The sequence below is a fragment of the Mesorhizobium sp. B2-4-17 genome (genome assembly GCF_006441275.1).
Taxonomy (GTDB): Bacteria; Pseudomonadota; Alphaproteobacteria; order Rhizobiales; family Rhizobiaceae; genus Mesorhizobium.
This window is the reverse complement of sequence record NZ_VFUX01000004.1, coordinates 18,762-34,871: the sequence shown is the minus strand read 5'-3', so window position 1 is coordinate 34,871 and position 16,110 is coordinate 18,762. Positions and strand designations below refer to the sequence as shown.

Annotated in this window: 17 protein-coding genes and 1 other RNA gene; 4 read left to right on the top strand and 14 right to left on the bottom strand. The window is 63.8% G+C overall.

Annotation, left to right across the window (positions count from 1 at the left end; genetic code table 11):
* Nucleotides 1-9: 9 nt before the first annotated feature.
* From FJ548_RS04795 to ffs, 12 genes are all read right to left on the bottom strand, one after another.
* A complete protein-coding gene (locus FJ548_RS04795; RefSeq protein WP_140777109.1) occupies nt 10-756 on the bottom strand; it encodes an ABC transporter ATP-binding protein in 747 nt (248 codons plus the stop codon).
* The gene (locus FJ548_RS04790) at nt 753-1,586 is read right to left on the bottom strand and encodes an ABC transporter ATP-binding protein (protein WP_140607802.1); all 834 of its coding nucleotides are present in this window, start codon (nt 1,584-1,586) and stop codon (nt 753-755) included. Before FJ548_RS04790 ends, FJ548_RS04795 begins: the two co-directional genes overlap by 4 nt.
* Nucleotides 1,583-2,503, bottom strand: coding sequence for a nickel transporter permease (gene nikC, locus FJ548_RS04785; protein ID WP_140777107.1), 921 nt, complete (start codon nt 2,501-2,503; stop codon nt 1,583-1,585). Before nikC ends, FJ548_RS04790 begins: the two co-directional genes overlap by 4 nt.
* Nucleotides 2,500-3,567: an ABC transporter permease gene (locus tag FJ548_RS04780; protein ID WP_140777105.1), complete on the bottom strand. Its 1,068-nt coding sequence runs from the start codon at nt 3,565-3,567 to the stop codon at nt 2,500-2,502. Before FJ548_RS04780 ends, nikC begins: the two co-directional genes overlap by 4 nt.
* Nucleotides 3,568-3,585: 18 nt before the next feature.
* The gene (locus FJ548_RS04775) at nt 3,586-5,229 is read right to left on the bottom strand and encodes an ABC transporter substrate-binding protein (protein ID WP_140777103.1); all 1,644 of its coding nucleotides are present in this window, start codon (nt 5,227-5,229) and stop codon (nt 3,586-3,588) included.
* 252 nt (nt 5,230-5,481) lie between these two features.
* A complete protein-coding gene (locus tag FJ548_RS04770) occupies nt 5,482-6,759 on the bottom strand; it encodes a lytic murein transglycosylase (RefSeq protein ID WP_140691285.1) in 1,278 nt (425 codons plus the stop codon).
* A 192-nt stretch (nt 6,760-6,951) separates the two neighbouring features.
* Entirely contained in the window at nt 6,952-7,557 is a 606-nt protein-coding gene (gene recR / locus FJ548_RS04760; protein ID WP_140607812.1) for a recombination mediator RecR, read from the bottom strand.
* 81 nt (nt 7,558-7,638) lie between these two features.
* Nucleotides 7,639-8,622, bottom strand: coding sequence for a cell wall hydrolase (locus FJ548_RS04755; protein WP_140777101.1), 984 nt, complete (start codon nt 8,620-8,622; stop codon nt 7,639-7,641).
* A gap of 84 nt (nt 8,623-8,706) precedes the next feature.
* On the bottom strand, nt 8,707-9,249 hold the full coding sequence (locus FJ548_RS04750) for a hypothetical protein (protein WP_246678554.1): 543 nt from the start codon (nt 9,247-9,249) through the stop codon (nt 8,707-8,709).
* Nucleotides 9,250-9,269: 20 nt separating this feature from the next.
* The gene (locus tag FJ548_RS04745; protein WP_140777099.1) at nt 9,270-9,593 is read right to left on the bottom strand and encodes a YbaB/EbfC family nucleoid-associated protein; all 324 of its coding nucleotides are present in this window, start codon (nt 9,591-9,593) and stop codon (nt 9,270-9,272) included.
* Nucleotides 9,594-9,616: 23 nt separating this feature from the next.
* The gene (locus FJ548_RS04740) at nt 9,617-11,425 is read right to left on the bottom strand and encodes a DNA polymerase III subunit gamma/tau (RefSeq protein ID WP_140765080.1); all 1,809 of its coding nucleotides are present in this window, start codon (nt 11,423-11,425) and stop codon (nt 9,617-9,619) included.
* Between the two features lie 105 nt (nt 11,426-11,530).
* An RNA gene (gene ffs / locus FJ548_RS04735) (signal recognition particle sRNA small type) lies at nt 11,531-11,627 on the bottom strand.
* 155 nt (nt 11,628-11,782) lie between these two features.
* Between ffs and FJ548_RS04730 the strand changes: the two genes are divergently transcribed.
* Genes FJ548_RS04730 through FJ548_RS04720 form a run of 3 tightly spaced genes read left to right on the top strand, consistent with a single transcriptional unit; the run spans nt 11,783 to nt 13,521 of the window.
* A complete protein-coding gene (locus tag FJ548_RS04730; protein ID WP_140691276.1) occupies nt 11,783-12,202 on the top strand; it encodes an HIT family protein in 420 nt (139 codons plus the stop codon).
* A 37-nt stretch (nt 12,203-12,239) separates the two neighbouring features.
* On the top strand, nt 12,240-13,184 hold the full coding sequence (nudC, locus tag FJ548_RS04725) for an NAD(+) diphosphatase (RefSeq protein WP_140777097.1): 945 nt from the start codon (nt 12,240-12,242) through the stop codon (nt 13,182-13,184).
* 31 nt (nt 13,185-13,215) lie between these two features.
* Nucleotides 13,216-13,521: a Dabb family protein gene (locus tag FJ548_RS04720; protein ID WP_140777095.1), complete on the top strand. Its 306-nt coding sequence runs from the start codon at nt 13,216-13,218 to the stop codon at nt 13,519-13,521.
* On the opposite strand, the gene FJ548_RS04715 is transcribed toward FJ548_RS04720, so the two are convergent.
* Both FJ548_RS04715 and FJ548_RS04710 read right to left on the bottom strand, forming a co-directional pair.
* Complete coding sequence (locus FJ548_RS04715) at nt 13,518-14,381, bottom strand: prephenate dehydratase (protein WP_140691274.1); 864 nt, start codon at nt 14,379-14,381, stop codon at nt 13,518-13,520. The two genes, FJ548_RS04720 and FJ548_RS04715, sit on opposite strands and share 4 nt — an antisense overlap.
* A 38-nt stretch (nt 14,382-14,419) precedes the next feature.
* Nucleotides 14,420-15,148: a 3-deoxy-manno-octulosonate cytidylyltransferase gene (locus tag FJ548_RS04710; protein WP_140777093.1), complete on the bottom strand. Its 729-nt coding sequence runs from the start codon at nt 15,146-15,148 to the stop codon at nt 14,420-14,422.
* Between the two features lie 193 nt (nt 15,149-15,341).
* Here FJ548_RS04710 and FJ548_RS04705 point away from each other — a divergent pair, with 193 nt between their 5' ends.
* On the top strand, nt 15,342-16,028 hold the full coding sequence (locus FJ548_RS04705; RefSeq protein WP_140744229.1) for a cytochrome c family protein: 687 nt from the start codon (nt 15,342-15,344) through the stop codon (nt 16,026-16,028).
* The last annotated feature ends 82 nt before the right edge of the window (nt 16,029-16,110 follow it).

Sequence of the window (16,110 nt, the reverse complement as noted above, 5' to 3'; positions counted from 1 at the left end):
CGATAAACGTCAGGCGCGCACAAACCCCTCGCTCGCCCTGAGCAGATTGCGCGTATAGTCCGCATTCACGCGGTGGCCGATCAACTGGCTGGCGGTCAGCGTCTCCACCGCTTCGCCGTTCTGCATCACCATCAGCCGCTCGCACATATGGGTGATGATGGCGAGGTCGTGGCTGACCATCAGGAAGGTGAGCTTGCGCCGCCGTCGCACCTCTTCGAGCAGGTTCAGCACTTCGGCCTGTACCGAGGCGTCGAGCGCCGAGGTCGGCTCGTCGAGCAGCAGGATCGAGGGTTCGAGGATCAGCGCGCGGGCAATGGCGACACGTTGGCGTTGGCCGCCCGAGAGTTGGTGCGCGTAGCGGAAGCGAAAACCGTTGCCGAGCCCGACTTCGTCCAGCGCGCGTTCGATGCGCTTCTCGCCATCGGCGAAGCCGTGGATGGCAAGCGGCTCCTGCAGCAGGCGATCGACGGTCTGGCGCGGATGCAACGAGCCGTACGGATCCTGAAAGACCATCTGCACCTCGCGGTAGAAGGCCTTGTCGCGGCGCGCGCCGAGCGTCTTGCCGTTGACGGCGATGCTGCCGGAGGAGACCGGTGCGAGGCCGGCAATCGCTCTTAGCAATGTCGACTTGCCGGAGCCGCTTTCGCCGACAAGCCCATAGGACTCTCCTTCCCTGACCTCCAGGCTGACGCCCTTCAGCGCGCGAAAGCGGTCGAAGATCACCTCCAGCCTGTCGACGGCAATCGCTGAAATCATGCCGCCCACTCCGGCTTGCGGTCGAGCACCGGCAAGGGATGGCGCTCGAAGCCGATCCGCGGCATGCAATTGAGCAGGCCGCGCGTATAGGGATGCTGGGCCTCACGCAGCTCCGAGGCCTTCAACTGCTCGACCACCTTGCCGGCATACATCACGACGACGCGGTCGCAGAAAGACGAGACCAGGCGCAGATCGTGCGAGATGAAGATCAGCCCCATGCCGCGCTCGCTGACCAGCTTATCGAGGATGTTGAGCACGTCGAGTTGCACGGTGACGTCGAGCGCCGAAGTCGGCTCGTCGGCGATCATCAGTTCGGGTCCGGCGATCAGCATCATGGCGATCATGGCGCGCTGGCCCATGCCGCCGGAGACTTCGTGCGGATGCAGGTCGAAAACGCGTTTGGGGTCACGGATCTGTACGGCCTCCAGCATGGCCAGCGCCCGCTCGCGCGCCTCGGCCTTGGAGACCTTCTCGTGCGTGCGCAGCGTCTCGACGATCTGGCGGCCGATGCTCATCACCGGATCGAGCGAATATTTCGGATCCTGCAGGATCATCGCGATGCGGTTGCCTCGTAGCGCCCGGCGTTCGCGCGGCGAGATGCCGAGCAGGTCGATGCCGTCGAAGGCCAATTTGCCGGCCGATATCCGGGCCTGTGGCGGCGTCAGACCCATGATGGCGCGGCCCGTCTGCGACTTGCCCGAGCCGGACTCGCCGACGATGCCGAGGCGTTCGCGGCCAAGCGAGAAGGAAACGCCACGCACCGCCTCGATCAGCCCGGTGCGGGTCGGGAAGGTGACGCGCAGGTCCTCGACGTCGAGAAGGGCGCTCATTGGTCACCGCTGCGGGGATCGAGCGCGTCGCGCAGGCCATCGCCAAGCAGGTTGAAGCCGAGGCTGACGATGAGGATCGCGAAGCCCGGCGCGCCGGCCACCCACCATTGGTCGAGCACGAAGCGGCGGCCCGAGGCGATCATGGTGCCCCATTCGGGCAGCGGCGGCTGCGCGCCGAGGCCGAGGAAGCCGAGGCCGGCGGCGGTGAGGATGATGCCGGCCATATCGAGCGTCACACGAATGATCAGCGAGGAGATGCAGAGCGGCATGATGTGGCGCAGCACGATGCGGGCGGGCGACGCGCCCATCAGTTGCACCGCCTTGATGTAGTCGGAGTTGCGCACGGTCAGCGTTTCGGCACGCGCGATGCGCGCATAGGGTGGCCAGGACGTGATGGCGATGGCAAGCACCGCATTCTCGATGCCGGGGCCGAGGGCGGCGACAAAGGCCAGCGCCAGGATCAGCTTGGGGAAAGCGAGGAAGATATCGGTGATGCGCATCAGGATGGCATCGGTCCAGCCGCCGGCATAGCCGGCGACGGTGCCGACGAGAAGACCGATCGGGGCTGCGATGATGGCGACCAGAATGACCACATAGAGCGTCCAACGCGAGCCGTAGAGGATGCGCGAATAGATGTCGCGGCCAAGGTCGTCGGTGCCGAACCAGTGCTGCGCGCTCGGCGCCAGCAGCCGCGCGTTCTTCAGGTCGCCGACGGTCGGCGAATAGGGCGCCAGCACGCCGGCAAGAGCGGCAATGACGAGCAGCGCGATGATGATCAGCAGGCCGACAAAGGCCAGCCGATTGGCGGAAAAGCGCCGCCATGCGACATAGGCACGGCCGAGCCTTGCCTGCATGCGCGAGGCCGGCCGCTCGCTGAGCAGCCAGTCGCGACGGCTCTGGATTGCCTCGGCGCTCATGCGGATTTCGTCCTCGGATCGAGCAAACGATAGAGCAGGTCTGACAAAAGATTGATGCCGATGAACACCGAGCCGATGACGATGGTGCCGCCAAGCACGGCGTTCATGTCGGCATTCTGCAGCGAGTTGGTGATGTAAAGCCCGATGCCCGGCCAGGAGAAGACGGTCTCGGTCAGCACCGAACCTTCGAGCAGGCCGGCATAGGACAACGCGATCACCGTCACCATCGGCACGGCTGCATTGCGCAGCGCGTGGGCCCAGATGATGCGGCGTTCCGACAGGCCCTTGGCGCGCGCGGCGACGACATATTCCTGAGCAAGTTCGTTGAGCATGAATGAGCGCGTCATGCGACTGATATAGGCGAGCGAGAAATAGCCGAGCAGCGAGGCCGGCAGGATGATGTGGCGGAAGGCGTCCCAAAAGACATCCCACTGGCCCTGCATCGCCGAGTCGAGCAGGTAGAAACCGGTGACCGGCGTGAAGGTGTATTCGTAGACGACGTCGAGCCGCGCCGGAAAGGCCACCCATTGCAGCTTGGCGTAGAACAGGACGAGCCCAAGCAGCCCGAGCCAGAAGATCGGCACGGAATAGCCGATCAGGCCGATGACGCGCACGATCTGATCGATGAGGCTGCCGCGCCTGACGGCCGCCAGCACGCCGAGCGGCACGCCAAACAGCGCGCCGATCAGCGTTCCGAGCGTGGCCAGTTCCGTCGTTGCCGGAAGAGCGCGGCGGATGTCGGTCATGACAGGGTTGGTGGTCAGCACCGAAGTGCCGAAATCCCCGTTCAGCGCACTCCTGACATAGATATAAAACTGTTCGATCAGCGGCAGGTCGAGGCCCATCTCGCGGCGCGTGCGCTCGACGACGTTTGCCGGCGCACGGTCGCCGAGCACGGCCAGCACCGGGTCGATCGGGATGACGCGGCCGATGAAGAAGGTGACCGCGAGAAGACCAAGGTAGGTCGTCACCGCGATGACCAGGAACCGGCCGATCGAGGAGAGAATGGCAAAGGCGCGGGCGCTGCCGCGCCCCGCCTTCCCCTGGCTTTCAACCGCGCTCATGCGGCGTGTCCGCGGGCGCTATTCCTTGGAAACCGGCCCCACGAAGTTGGTGTCGAAGCTCGGGCCGAGCGCGAAACCCTTGAGGTTCTTGCGCAAGCCAGCCACTTCCAGTTGCTGGTGGATGAGGACGAAGGGGCTTGTGTCGAGTACTTTCTTCTCAAGGTCCTGGTACAGCGCGGCGCGCTTGGCCGAGTCCTTCTCCAGCAAGGCCGCTTCGGTCTGCTTGGTCAGGTCCGGAATGTCCCAGGCGTTGCGCCAGGCCAGGGTGTGCGACTTGCCGGCATCCGAATTGTCCGGGTTCGAGGCGAAGGTCTGGGCGTTGGAATTCGGATCGAAATAGTCCTGTCCCCACTGGCCGATATAGATGTCGTGGTTGCGGGCGCGGTACTTGGTCAGCGTCTGCTTGCCGTCACCGGGAATGATCTCCAGCTTGATGCCGGCCTGTCCGAGCGTCTGCTGGATCGATTCCGCCATGCCTGTCGTCGGCTGGCCGGTACGCACATCCATGGTCACGCTGAAGCCGTCTGGCAGACCTGCCTTGGCCAGCAGTTCCCTGGCCTTGGCGACGTCGAGCTTGAAGGGGTTTTCGTCGAGAGCGCCGAGATCGCCCTTGGGCAGGAAGGTCTGGTGGATCTCGCCGATGCCCTTGAGGATGGTCGAGCTCAGCGCATCATAGTCGACCAGATATTTAAAGGCCTGGCGAACCTCGGGCTTGGCCAGGTTCGGGTTCTTCTGGTTGAGGCTGATGTAGAAGACCGTGCCCTTCGGCGCGCTGTTGGTGGTGAGATCGGCGTTCTTGGCAATGGCGTCGAGGTCGTTCGGTTCGAGATTGCGGGCAACGTCGATGTCGCCGGCCTCGAGCGCCAGGCGCTGCGCCGAGCTTTCCTTCATGTTGCGATAGATGACGCGGGCGAGCTTGGCCTTTTCGCCGTGATAATTGTCGTTGCGCTCCATGACGACGGCTTCGTTGGCGCGCCATTCACGCAGCTTGTAGGCGCCGGAACCGGCATAGCCGGTCTTCAGCCAGGCGTTGCCGAAGTCATTGTCCCATTTGTAGTCGGCGGTGGGCGCGGCCTTGACGACGTGCTCCTTGACCAGCTTGCTATCGACGACCGATGCGACGGTCGCCGACAGGCAGTTCAGCACGAAGCTCGGGGCATAGGCCTTGTCGACCGTGAACTGGAAGGTGGTGTCGTCCACCGCCTTGGCCTTTTCGGCGACGTTGTCGCCGCTGATGCCGAACTGTTCGATGATGAAGGCCGGGCTCTTGTCCAGCTTGACAACGCGCTCGAACGAGTAGGCGACGTCGGCAGCCGTGATCGGATTGCCCGAGGCGAATTTCAGGCCAGGCTTGAGCTTGAAGGTGTAGGTCAGGCCGTCGTCGGAGACGGCCCAGCTTTCGGCAAGATCGGGCTTGACCTTGGAGGTGTCGCTGAGGTCGAGGCGGACCAGCAGATCATAGGTGTTGCCGGTGACCTCGGCGGTCGACAACTCGAACGCCTCGCCCGGATCCATGGAGATGATGTCGTCGATCGCGAAACCCTCGACCAGTGTGTCGGCGGGCGTGACCGCCCCGGCCGGGGCACCAGCCAGAAGCAGCGCCGACATGGCCGCGCCCGCAAGCAGGATGCGGGATCGTAGAGCAAACTTTTCCATCATCATGGTGATTGTTCCCTGTTTTGTTGACCTGAGTTCCCGGCTCAGGATTGCGGTGTTCTTTTCGGGGCCGGCAACAGCCCCTCGACCACTTACCGTCGTGGTTTTTGTCCAATTGGTCAACAGCATATCCGGCGCTCCGGGGCGGGCGACGAGGATTTTACGCGACGGCTCATTCAACCGGAATGGCGAGCGGCGCGTCGACGCATACGCAGGCCAATCGGGGCTGGCAAACGGGACAAATCCCTACTTTTTGGGTTATTTCAGCGCGGCGACCAGGCCGGCGTCTGGAAAGCAGGTCGCAGGCTCGCCGTTCTCGGTCTGCCACTTGCCAATCGAGCGTCGGGTCTTGAAGCCCGGCAGGCCGTCGGCGCTGCCAACGTCATAGCCTTTGGCTTCCAGCGCCCGTTGCAGGGCGGCGATGTCGGAACGGTGGAGATCGCCGACCGGCCCCCAACTGCTGGAAAAATTCTGATCGCCATGGGCAATCCGGTCAGCGCCGTGGCCGATGAACAGCGCGTAAAGGTCGCTGGTGTTGTATTCCTTGAGCACATAGAAATTGGGGGTGGCGATGAAGGCTGGGCCGCTGCGGCCAGCCGGCATCAGCAGGAAACCCTCCGCCTTCAATTCGCTCGCCGGAAACGGCTTTCCATCGACACGTTTGATGCCCATGGCGGCCCATTGCGAGATCTTCTTGCCCTGGTCCGGCCCTTCCAGCGAGCAGGAGACGCTCTCTGGCACCGTCACCTCGAAACCCCAGCCGCGTCCCCGCACCCAGCCATAGTGGACGAGATAGTTGGCGATCGAGGCGAGCACGTCGGGCGTCGAATTCCAGATGTCGGGTCTGCCATCGCCGTCGAAATCCACGGCATGCTTGAGGAAAGAGGTCGGCATGAATTGCGGCTGGCCGAGCGCACCGGCCCAGGATGACTTCATGGCGTTGACCGGGGCCAGGCCGCGCTGGACGATTTCCAGCGCCGCAAGCAGCTCGGTGCGGAAGAAATCCTTCCTCGTCGACATGAATGCCTTGGTGCCCAGCACCTCGAAGGCGTCATAAGGCATCTTCGCCGCGCCGAAGCCGGTCTCGCGGCCCCAGATGGCCAGGACGATCTCGCCGGGAACGCCGTAGCGCTTCTCGATCAGCCCGAGCACTCTTGAATTGGCGCTCTCGCGTGTGCGCCCGCCCAAGGTGACGGCACGGACGATCTTCTCGGCGAAATAGTTGGCAGGCGCACCGAACTCGGCCTGATGCTGCTTCTGCGGCGTCGCAGGCTTTTCGCCGGGCATGACGAGGTCCGGCAGCTTGAGGTTCGGCTTCACGCCGAGGAAGGCAGCGTCGAAGGTTTTTTTCGAGATGCCTTTGGACTTGGCTTCGGGCCAGAGGTCGGTTTGGAGCCAGGCCTGGAACTGGTCGTCGACGTATGCGGCGGAGGCGGGGAGAGCAAGGAACAGCCCAACGAGTGCGGCCAGAAAGAATACAAAGCTGAATCTGCGATGGACGCGCTCTATGGCGCCCCCCTCTGTCCTGCCGGACATCTCCCCCTCAAGGGGGGAGATCAGACGTCGCCACCGCTTTCGCCAACTATCAAAATCCACAGGAATGGGCTGCCCGCGAAACTGCCAATCTCCCCCCTTGAGGGGGAGATGTCCGGCAGGACAGAGGGGGGTACTTGGCACAGGTGTCGAAGGATTTGTGATGGCCATTGCGCGCACTTCCTGCCAATCCTGTCAAAACGCCGTTCGCGAGCGCAGCGCGGCGGCCAGCGTGCCTTCGTCGAGATAGTCGAGCTCGCCGCCGACCGGCACGCCATGCGCCAGCCGCGTCACCTTGATGTCGAAGCCGGACAACTGATCGGTGAGGTAGTGCGCGGTGGTCTGGCCCTCCACCGTCGCGTTGACGGCGAGGATGATTTCCTTCACATCGCCGCCGGCGACACGGTCGACCAGCGAGCGGATGTTGAGCTGATCGGGACCGATGCCGTCGAGCGGGGACAGCGTGCCGCCGAGCACATGGTAGCGCACGTTCATCGCCGCCGCCCGCTCCAGCGCCCAGAGATCCGAGACGTCCTCGACAACGATGAGGGTGGCGGCATCACGGCGCGGGTCGGTGCAGATCATGCAAGGGTCCGACGTGTCGACATTGCCGCAGGTGGAGCAGATGCGCACCTTGTCGGCCGCCTCGCCCATGGCCGCGGCGAGCGGCGACAGGAGTTGCTCCTTCTTCTTGATCAGATGAAGGGCGGCACGCCTGGCCGAACGGGGACCAAGCCCCGGCACCTTGGCCAGGAGCTGGATCAGGCGTTCGATCTCGGGACCGGCGATTCGCTTCGACATCGCTCTGATCTAGGATTTTTCAGAGCGCTTTGAAACAGCCCGCATTCGCGCATGACCTGCCATTGCGGGTCGGGACGCGGATCAATTCTCTTCGAGCGGCCGACCCTGGCTGACGATCATCGCGCCAATGGCATCGGTGTTCTCAGGCGTCGACTGGAATCCCATCGCCGCTTCCTGCGGCGCGCTCTGGACCGAGGAGATGACCCTTGTGTTCAAGACGCCGCCGAAACGGGCAGCATCCGGCTCTTCCATCGGCTCCTGCATCGCCACCAGTGTCGGCTTCACCGCAACGCGCGCGGACTTTGCCGCTGGCGCCACGGCGGCCGTCACATAGGTCTGCTCCGCGGGTACGGCGCCCGCGGGTACGGCGGTTGCCTGGGTCGAGCGCGCGGTGGTTACGCCAGCCTGCTTGGCCGGATCGGCATGGACAATCGTCCTGACCACCGGTTCCGCGGATGCCATAAGCACAGGCGCCGCAGGCGCGCGCTGCTGCTGTTCAGCCGAGGCCACCATCGGCTCATCGGGCAGCGGCTGCCAGTTGCGGCCGCGCTTTTCGTAGAAGGCATTGCCGCCGGCGACCATGGTGTAATGCATGTTGTTGTAGGGGAAGCGCAGGCCGGCGGTGTGGAAATACATCGTGTTCTTGAGCTTGGCCTTGCGCTCGCCCTTGAGCACGGCGTCGGCGGCTTCCTCGACATCGGGCATCGCCCGCGAGTTCATCTGCCTGGTCATGACACCTGGCGCGAACTGCCCGGGCTCGCCCACCACTTCGCAGATTGTGTTGCCGTGCTGGCCGGAGCGCAGCCGGTTCATGACGACGGTGCCGACGGCGATCATGCCGTCACGGCTCGAGCGGTTGGATTCGAAGAACATCGCCCTTTCCAGGCATTCCTTGTCCTTCGGCGTGTGGCTGTAAGACCGCGAGCTCAGGAAACTCGGCGTGATGGCGTCGGTCAGGCTGGCAACGGACATGCCGTGCGACGTGGTCTGACTGCAAGCGGCCAAGAACAGGGGAGACGTAACGACGCCGAGCAACAGCGGCGCCTTCCATCGCATGGCTATCAACAGGTAACCCTCTCACTTCAATGCCCGCCCCCAGGCTGCGGCAAGAATGAGACACTTTCGGGCAAAATGATGGCTAAAACGTTATTAATGAAGCACTGTTGCCAAATTGGCACAATTTCGTGGCTTTCCAGATAGATCGAGCCGTCGTTTCATAAATGCGATGACCGCCCTCTCTTGATTTCGCCGCAATTCCGGACGGAAAACCGCCTCACGCTTTTCCGGAAGCCCCGCCGCAATCGCGGCCGGTTGCCCCGGCTCGACCTCCTCGACTTTCTCCGAAAACAGGCCACGCCTGAGGAACAGCGCCCGCGCATCCCTCGCCGTCGGCGCGATCTTTCCCGGCCAGTCGCTGTCGATGAACTCGGCCTTGGTGAAATCGGGATTTGTTTCGGAAGCCGCCTCGAGGAATTCGGCGATCTCCAGCACGATCGCGCGCTCCCCCCTCGAAAGCGCCGATCTGCCGGCCTCGATCGACGGGCGGTGCACGAAATCCTCGAACAGATTGAAGTAGCCCTTGATGCCGACAATATCGACGCCGGCATCGCAATCGGCCAGGATTTCCAGGATCTCATAGATCCTGTTGCGGATACGCTGCTCGATCAGTCGTTCGGACGGCTCGTCGATCATGGGCTCATCGCCGCCGAAGGCTAGAAGGGCAGTTTCATTCCCGGCGGGATCGGCAGGCCGGCGGTCAGCGCCTTGGTCTTTTCCTGCATGATCTGCTCGACCTTGGCCTTGGCGTCATTGTGGGCGGCGAGAATCAGATCCTCGAGGATCTCGACCTCGTCCTCCTTGAACAGAGACGGGTCGATCTTCAGCGACTTCATCTCGAACTTTCCGCTCAGCGTCACGTTGACCAGGCCGCCGCCGGCCTGGCCGACGGATTCGACCGTGGCGATCTCATCCTGCATGGCCTGGAACTTGGCCTGCATTTCCTTCGCCTTGCCCATCAGGCCGAGAAGATCTTTCATGGTCCGATCCTTGTCTTGATTTGTCAGGTCTCGTCGTCATCTGCCGGCGGTTCAACCGGCACTTCGGCCTCGGTCTCGTCGACCTCCGGCGCGTCGGGAATGCGCACGTCGATGATCTTGGCGCCGGGAAAGCGGGCCAGGATGGCGGCGACGGTCGGATCGCTCCTGGCATCGAGGAAGGCGTTTTCGCGCTTTGTCGATTCCATCTCGGCCAGCGTCTGGCCACCTTCTTCCTTCGACAGCGACACCAGCCAGTTGCGGCCGGTCCAGGCGCGCAGCTTCGTCGTCAGGTCGTTGAGCAGCATCTTGGGCGCGTCGCTGGTCAGGCCGACATCGATGCGGCCGGGCTCGATGCGCACGAGACGAATGCAGCTCTTGAGCAGCACCTTGAAGGCGATGTCGCGCTGCGCATCGGCAAGGGCGATAATGTCGGCCAGCGATTTCAACGGTACCGGCAGCGTCTCCGGCGCCGGCTGCGGAGGCGCGACGAAGGCGGTCGGAGCCGGCGTGGCCTCGACCAGCCGCATGGTCTGCGCGCCGCCCGATCCGCCAGGCATGCGCGTCTGGGCCACCGCACTGGCCCCGCTGCCGCCGCCATTGCCGGGGCTGGCGGGCGCTCCGTTTGGGCGCGGCGCACCGTTTTGAACCGGTGCTCCCCCTTCGAGCGATCGCAACGCCTCGTCCAGCGTCGGCAGGTCGGCGGCGTGCGCCAGACGGATCAGCACCATTTCGGCGGCGCTGACGGGCCGGTTGGAGGACTGCACTTCGGGAATGCCCTTGAGCAGCATCTGCCAGGTCCGCGACAGCACCCTGACCGACAGCGCCCTGGCGAAATCGGCGCCACGCTGGCGTTCGTCCTGCGACAGCGATGCGTCGTCCATGGCGGTCGGCACGAAACGCAGCCTCGTGACGAGGTGGTTGAATTCGGCAAGATCGGTCAGCACGGCAGCCGGGTCGGCGCCGGTGTCGTATTGGGCGCGGAATTCGCCAAGTGCGGCCGCCACATCACCTTTCATCACATGTTCGAACAGATCGACGATGCGGGCGCGGTCGGCCAGGCCGAGCATGGCGCGCACGGCCTCGGCGCTGACGGAGCCGGCGCCATGGGCGATCGCCTGGTCGAGGATGGAGAGCGAATCGCGGGCCGAACCCTCGGCGGCGCGCGCGATCATCGCCAGCGCGTCGTCGTCGACCGAAATGCCTTCCTTGGCCGCGATCGAGGAGAGATGCGCGACCAGCGCACCGGCATCGATGCGCCTCAGATCAAACCGCTGGCAGCGCGACAGGACGGTGATCGGAACCTTGCGGATCTCGGTGGTGGCGAAGATGAATTTGACGTGCGGCGGCGGTTCTTCCAGCGTCTTCAACAGGCCGTTGAAGGCCTGCGTGGACAGCATGTGCACTTCGTCGATGATGTAGACCTTGTAGCGAGCCGAAACCGGGGCGTAGCGCACGCGCTCGATGATGTCCCTGATGTCGTCGATGCCGGTGTGCGAGGCTGCGTCCATCTCGATGACGTCGACATGGCGGCCTTCCATGATCGCCTGGCAATGCTCGCCGGGCACCGAAAGGTCGACCGAAGGCTGGTCCACTGTTGATGTCTTGTAGTTCAAGGCGCGGGCCAGGATACGCGCCGTCGTGGTCTTGCCGACACCGCGTACGCCGGTCAGCATCCAGGCCTGCGCAATGCGGCCGGTGGCAAAGGCATTGGTGAGGGTGCGCACCATCGGCTCCTGGCCGACCAGCTCCGAAAAATTCGACGGACGGTATTTGCGCGCCAGCACGCGATAGGCGCCGGCCTTGTCCGCTCCCGAATTTCCGGCTTCGCTCATTCGCCCGTAAAGCTCCAAGGACCGCCTTTGAACGCGGTCGATTCCTGCGCATAGTTTCGCCCGCTCGGCTTGGCGCCGTCAATGTCGCGGGAGAAAGGCGAAGAGGCGGGAGGCTGGAACAATGACCCGTTCCGGGCTCGTTAGGGCTGCTTCCTTCCGGACCTGACCCGGTTGGCGAGTGGATCGTCCACCACCAACCTCCCGCTGTCCATATCGGCAATTGCGCGATGAAATGCAAGTGCGCATGAGATTTGACGCACCAAACCGCGAGGGAAACAATGATTCGCTTGCGGCCCCCGTGCCAGCGCTCTAGCGTCCACGAGTCCGAGGAAAGCAAGAAAAGCAAGGGAAACGCCGATGTTGCCGGGCCTGAAGGCCGGATTCACGCTGGACGCCCGGCTGGAAGCGGACAGCGAGCAGTTGATGTGGCTTGGGCTGTGCGAATTGCGGATCATGAACGATCGCCGCTGGCCATGGCTGGTGCTGGTGCCGCAAAGGCCGGGTGCGGAGGAGATCCACGACATGACGCCACTCGATCAGGCGATGCTGACCTTCGAGACCAACATGGTGGCACAGGCCCTGAAGAAGGTGACCGGCTGCACCAAGATCAACACCGGCGCGCTCGGCAACATCGTGCGCCAGCTGCACATCCATGTCATTGCACGGTCTGAAGGCGATCCCGGCTGGCCCGGCCCGGTGTGGGGCCACGGCCTGCGCGAGCCGTATCAACGGTCCGATCTGCGCCGGTTTGCCGAAACGATAAGGGCAGCGCTATAAGCCTTTCCCGTGTCCATCCCAGAGCACCAGAGTCCCCATGAGCTTCCGCCTGTTTGACGCGCCGATGCGCGAGCCGAGCCAGTTTGTCGGCTTTGCCGGCAACACGATCGACCGGCAATCCGAGAAACGCGCCGACGATTCGGTCGACAGGGCTCTCGCGGATCCGACGGCGCGGCTGCTTTTGATGAATGGCGGCCGGCTGTACCTGAAATCCGGCAATGGCAGCGGTTTTGATCCCTGGTTCGGCGTCGCCGAAAGCCAGCCTTTCACGCCCTTCTTCGACCAAAGCGTGCTGCTCGGTTTTTCCGGACAGGGACCAGTGCTTGCCGTACCGGCGGGCATCGACGACGAACAGCTGCCCGAGACAGTCAAGGCGATCGACTACCGGTCGGTCTATATGCAAGGGCTGATCGACGAAGCGGCGGCCGGGGCAATGGCGCAAGGAGCCGCCCTGCTCGCCTGGCATGCCAGCCATCGCTTCTGCAGCAAATGCGGCACCCAATCGCAGATGCGGGCGGGCGGCTACAAACGGCATTGCCCGAATTGCGGCACCGAGCATTTCCCGCGCACCGACCCGGTGGCGATCATGCTGACGGCGACGCGGGAGAAATGCCTGCTCGGGCGTGGCCGGCACTTCGCGCCGGGCATGTATTCGGCGCTTGCCGGGTTCATCGAGCCGGGCGAGACGATCGAGGCGGCGGTGCGCCGCGAAACGCTGGAGGAGGCCGGGATCCGGCTGGGACGTGTCGTCTATCATGCCAGCCAGCCTTGGCCGTTCCCCTATTCACTGATGATCGGCTGTTTCGGCGAGCCGCTCAACGAAGACATCCAGGCCGATCTCAACGAGCTGGAAGACTGCCGCTGGTTCTTGCGCGACGAAGTGCGCTCGATGCTCGCCCGGGAGCATCCTGGCAACCTGATCACGCCGCCGAAAGGAGCCATCGCGCATCACCTCATCCGCGCCTGGGTCGACAGCGCATAGCGAATACTGAAAGTCATTGCAGGAGAGGCAAATGATCCGCCACACCGTCGTCTTCACGCTGAAGCATGCGCCGCACTCGCTGGAGGAAAAGTGCTTTCTGGTCGACGCCAGGAAAATCCTCTCGGCGATCCGGGGCGTCACCGATTTTGAACAGTTGCGGCAGGTGAGCCCCAAGAACGACTATCGGTTCGGCTTCTCGATGGAGTTCGCCGACCAGGCCGCCTACACCAGATACAACGATCATCCCGACCATGTCGCCTTCGTGCGTGACCGGCGGGTGCCGGAGGTCGAGAAATTTCTCGAGATCGATTACGTGCCACTGGGCGCGGTGATTTAATCGGCCACTTTCCACTGCTCGCGCGACTGGCTGGCCGGATAGACACCGAGAATCCGCACCTCGCGTGAAAAGAAGCGAAGCTCGTCCAGCGCCAGCTTGACCAGCGGATCGTCGGGATGGCCTTCGATATCGGCGTAGAAAAGCGTCGCCGTGAATGCGCCCAGCTGATAGCTCTCCAGCTTGGTCATGTTGATGCCGTTGGTGGCGAAGCCGCCCATCGCCTTGTAAAGCGCGGCCGGCACGTTGCGGACGCGGAACATGAAGGTCGTCATCATCCTGACGTCAGGTGACGGGCGCTCGGCCCACTGCTTGTTCTTCGTCAGGACGACGAAGCGGGTGACGTTGGAATCGGTATCCTCGACATTCTCCTCGATGATATCGAGCCCGTAAAGCGTCGCCGCCAGCGCCGGCGAGAGAGCGGCCATGGTACGGTCCTTGACCTCGGAGACCATCTTGGCGGCGCCCGCCGTGTCGCCAGCGACGACCGCCTTCCAGCCGTTCTTGCGGATGTATTTGCGGCACTGGCCAAGCGCGTGGATGTGGCTGTGCACGGTCTTGATCTCGTCGCGTTTGACGCCGGGCAGCACCATCAGCTGGAAATGGATCGGCAGGAAATATTCGCCGACGATGTGAAGCCTCGATTCCGGCAGCAGGTGATGGATGTCGGCAACGCGCCCGGCGATGGTGTTCTCGATCGGGATCATGGCGAGATCGGCCTTGCCGGTCTCGACCGCGTTGAACGCGTCCTCGAAGGTCGGGCACGGCAACGGCTCCATCGAGGGATAGACGTTGCGGCAGGCGGTGTCGGAATTGGCGCCCGGCTCGCCCTGGAAGGATATTCTGTTGGTCTTTTCAGGCATGCCCAGATCTCGATTCACAGTGTCTCTGTTCGGAGGGATCAGTTTGAAAGGATGGTTCGGGCGCGCTCAAGGTCTTGCGGCGTGTCGACGCCAAGCGGCAGCGACTGGACGACCTCGGCGTCGATACGCATGCCGGCTTCCAGCGCCCGCAACTGCTCCAGCCGCTCGCGGCGCTCGAGCGGCGATGGCTTCAGTGACACGAAGCGCTCAAGCGCGGAACGCCGATAGGCGTAGAGGCCGATATGGTGATAAAGCGGCCCCTCGCCCCATGGCGCGGTGGCACGGGTGAAATACAGCGCCCTTAGCCTCTTGGCGGACAGAGGCGAACCGACGACCTTGACGACGTTGGAATTGGTCTTTTCCTCCTCGCGTACGATCTCGACGCAGAGCGTGGCGATATCCACGGCCGCGTCCTCGAAAGGCCAAAGCGAGGCGGCGATGATGCCGGGATCGATGGTCGGCAGGTCGCCCTGCACATTGACGATCGTTTCGACCTCGCGCCGGGGATCAAGCTCGACCAGCGCCTCGTGGATGCGATCGGAGCCGGATTCGTGATCGACGCGTGTCATCACGGCCTCGAAACCATGCTCGCGCACCGCGTCGGCCACGCTTTGCGTATCGGTCGCCACCACCACGCGGCCGAGGCCTGCTTCGGCCGCGCGGCGGGCGACATGGACGATCATCGGGGCGCCGGCGATATCGGCCAGCGGCTTGCCCGGCAGGCGGGTCGAGGCCATGCGGGCGGGGATCAGGATCAAGGTGGACATGGCTATGGCAAGGCGTTCGAAAAGAGGAGGGGAAAAGTGGCAAAAGGTCTCACTGGAAGCGCCCTTATAGGTGTTGCAACGCCCGAGCAAAAGACCTAGTTTCCGCGCGATTTGACCGGCTCCGGAGGGCGGGTCTCGATACCGACGGACGGAGTGGACGGATCAGTCCGCCGGAAAAGGGAGCAAGGGGCGTATGGATTCCAACGAAGTCAACAAACTGCTCGCCGGATTGCTCGGAACCATTTTCGTCGTCTTCTCGGTCGGCCTGGTCTCGGACGCGCTGTTTGCCTCGCCGGCTCCGGAAAAGCCAGGCTTCGCCATCGAGGCCGCCGAGCCCACCGAAGGCGGCGCTGCCGGGCCGGCCGCCGAGGCCAAGCCAATCGCCGACCTGCTGCAGACCGCCAATGTCGAGGCGGGCGCCGCCGTTTTCAAGAAATGCCAGGCCTGCCATTCCGGCGAAAAGGGCGGGCCGAACAAGGTCGGCCCCGATCTGTGGGACGTCGTCGACCGTCCGGTCGCCGAACATGAAGGCTTCGCCTATTCGGCCGGCATGAAGGAATTCTCCAAGGGCGGCACCGAGAAGTGGACCTACGACAACATCAACCACTTCATCACCTCGCCGAAGAAATTCGTGAAGGGCACAGCCATGGGTTTCGCCGGCCTGCCCAAGGACGAGGACCGCGCCAACGTCATCGCCTATCTGCGCACGCTGTCGGACAATCCCAAGCCGCTGCCGGCACCGGGTGCCGCCGCGGACGCTTCCGCGCCCGCCAAGCCAGCCAGCGGAGCCGCTCCGGCAAAGCCGGCTGATGGCGCCGCACCGGCCAAGCCGGCCGCTCCCGCGGCACCTGCACCGGCGGCACCGGCGCCGGCCAAATAACCAAAATATCATCTCATGATCTTGAAAAAGCCGGGTTCAGCCCGGCTTTTTTGTTGAGATAACACCGGGTGCGGCGACAGAG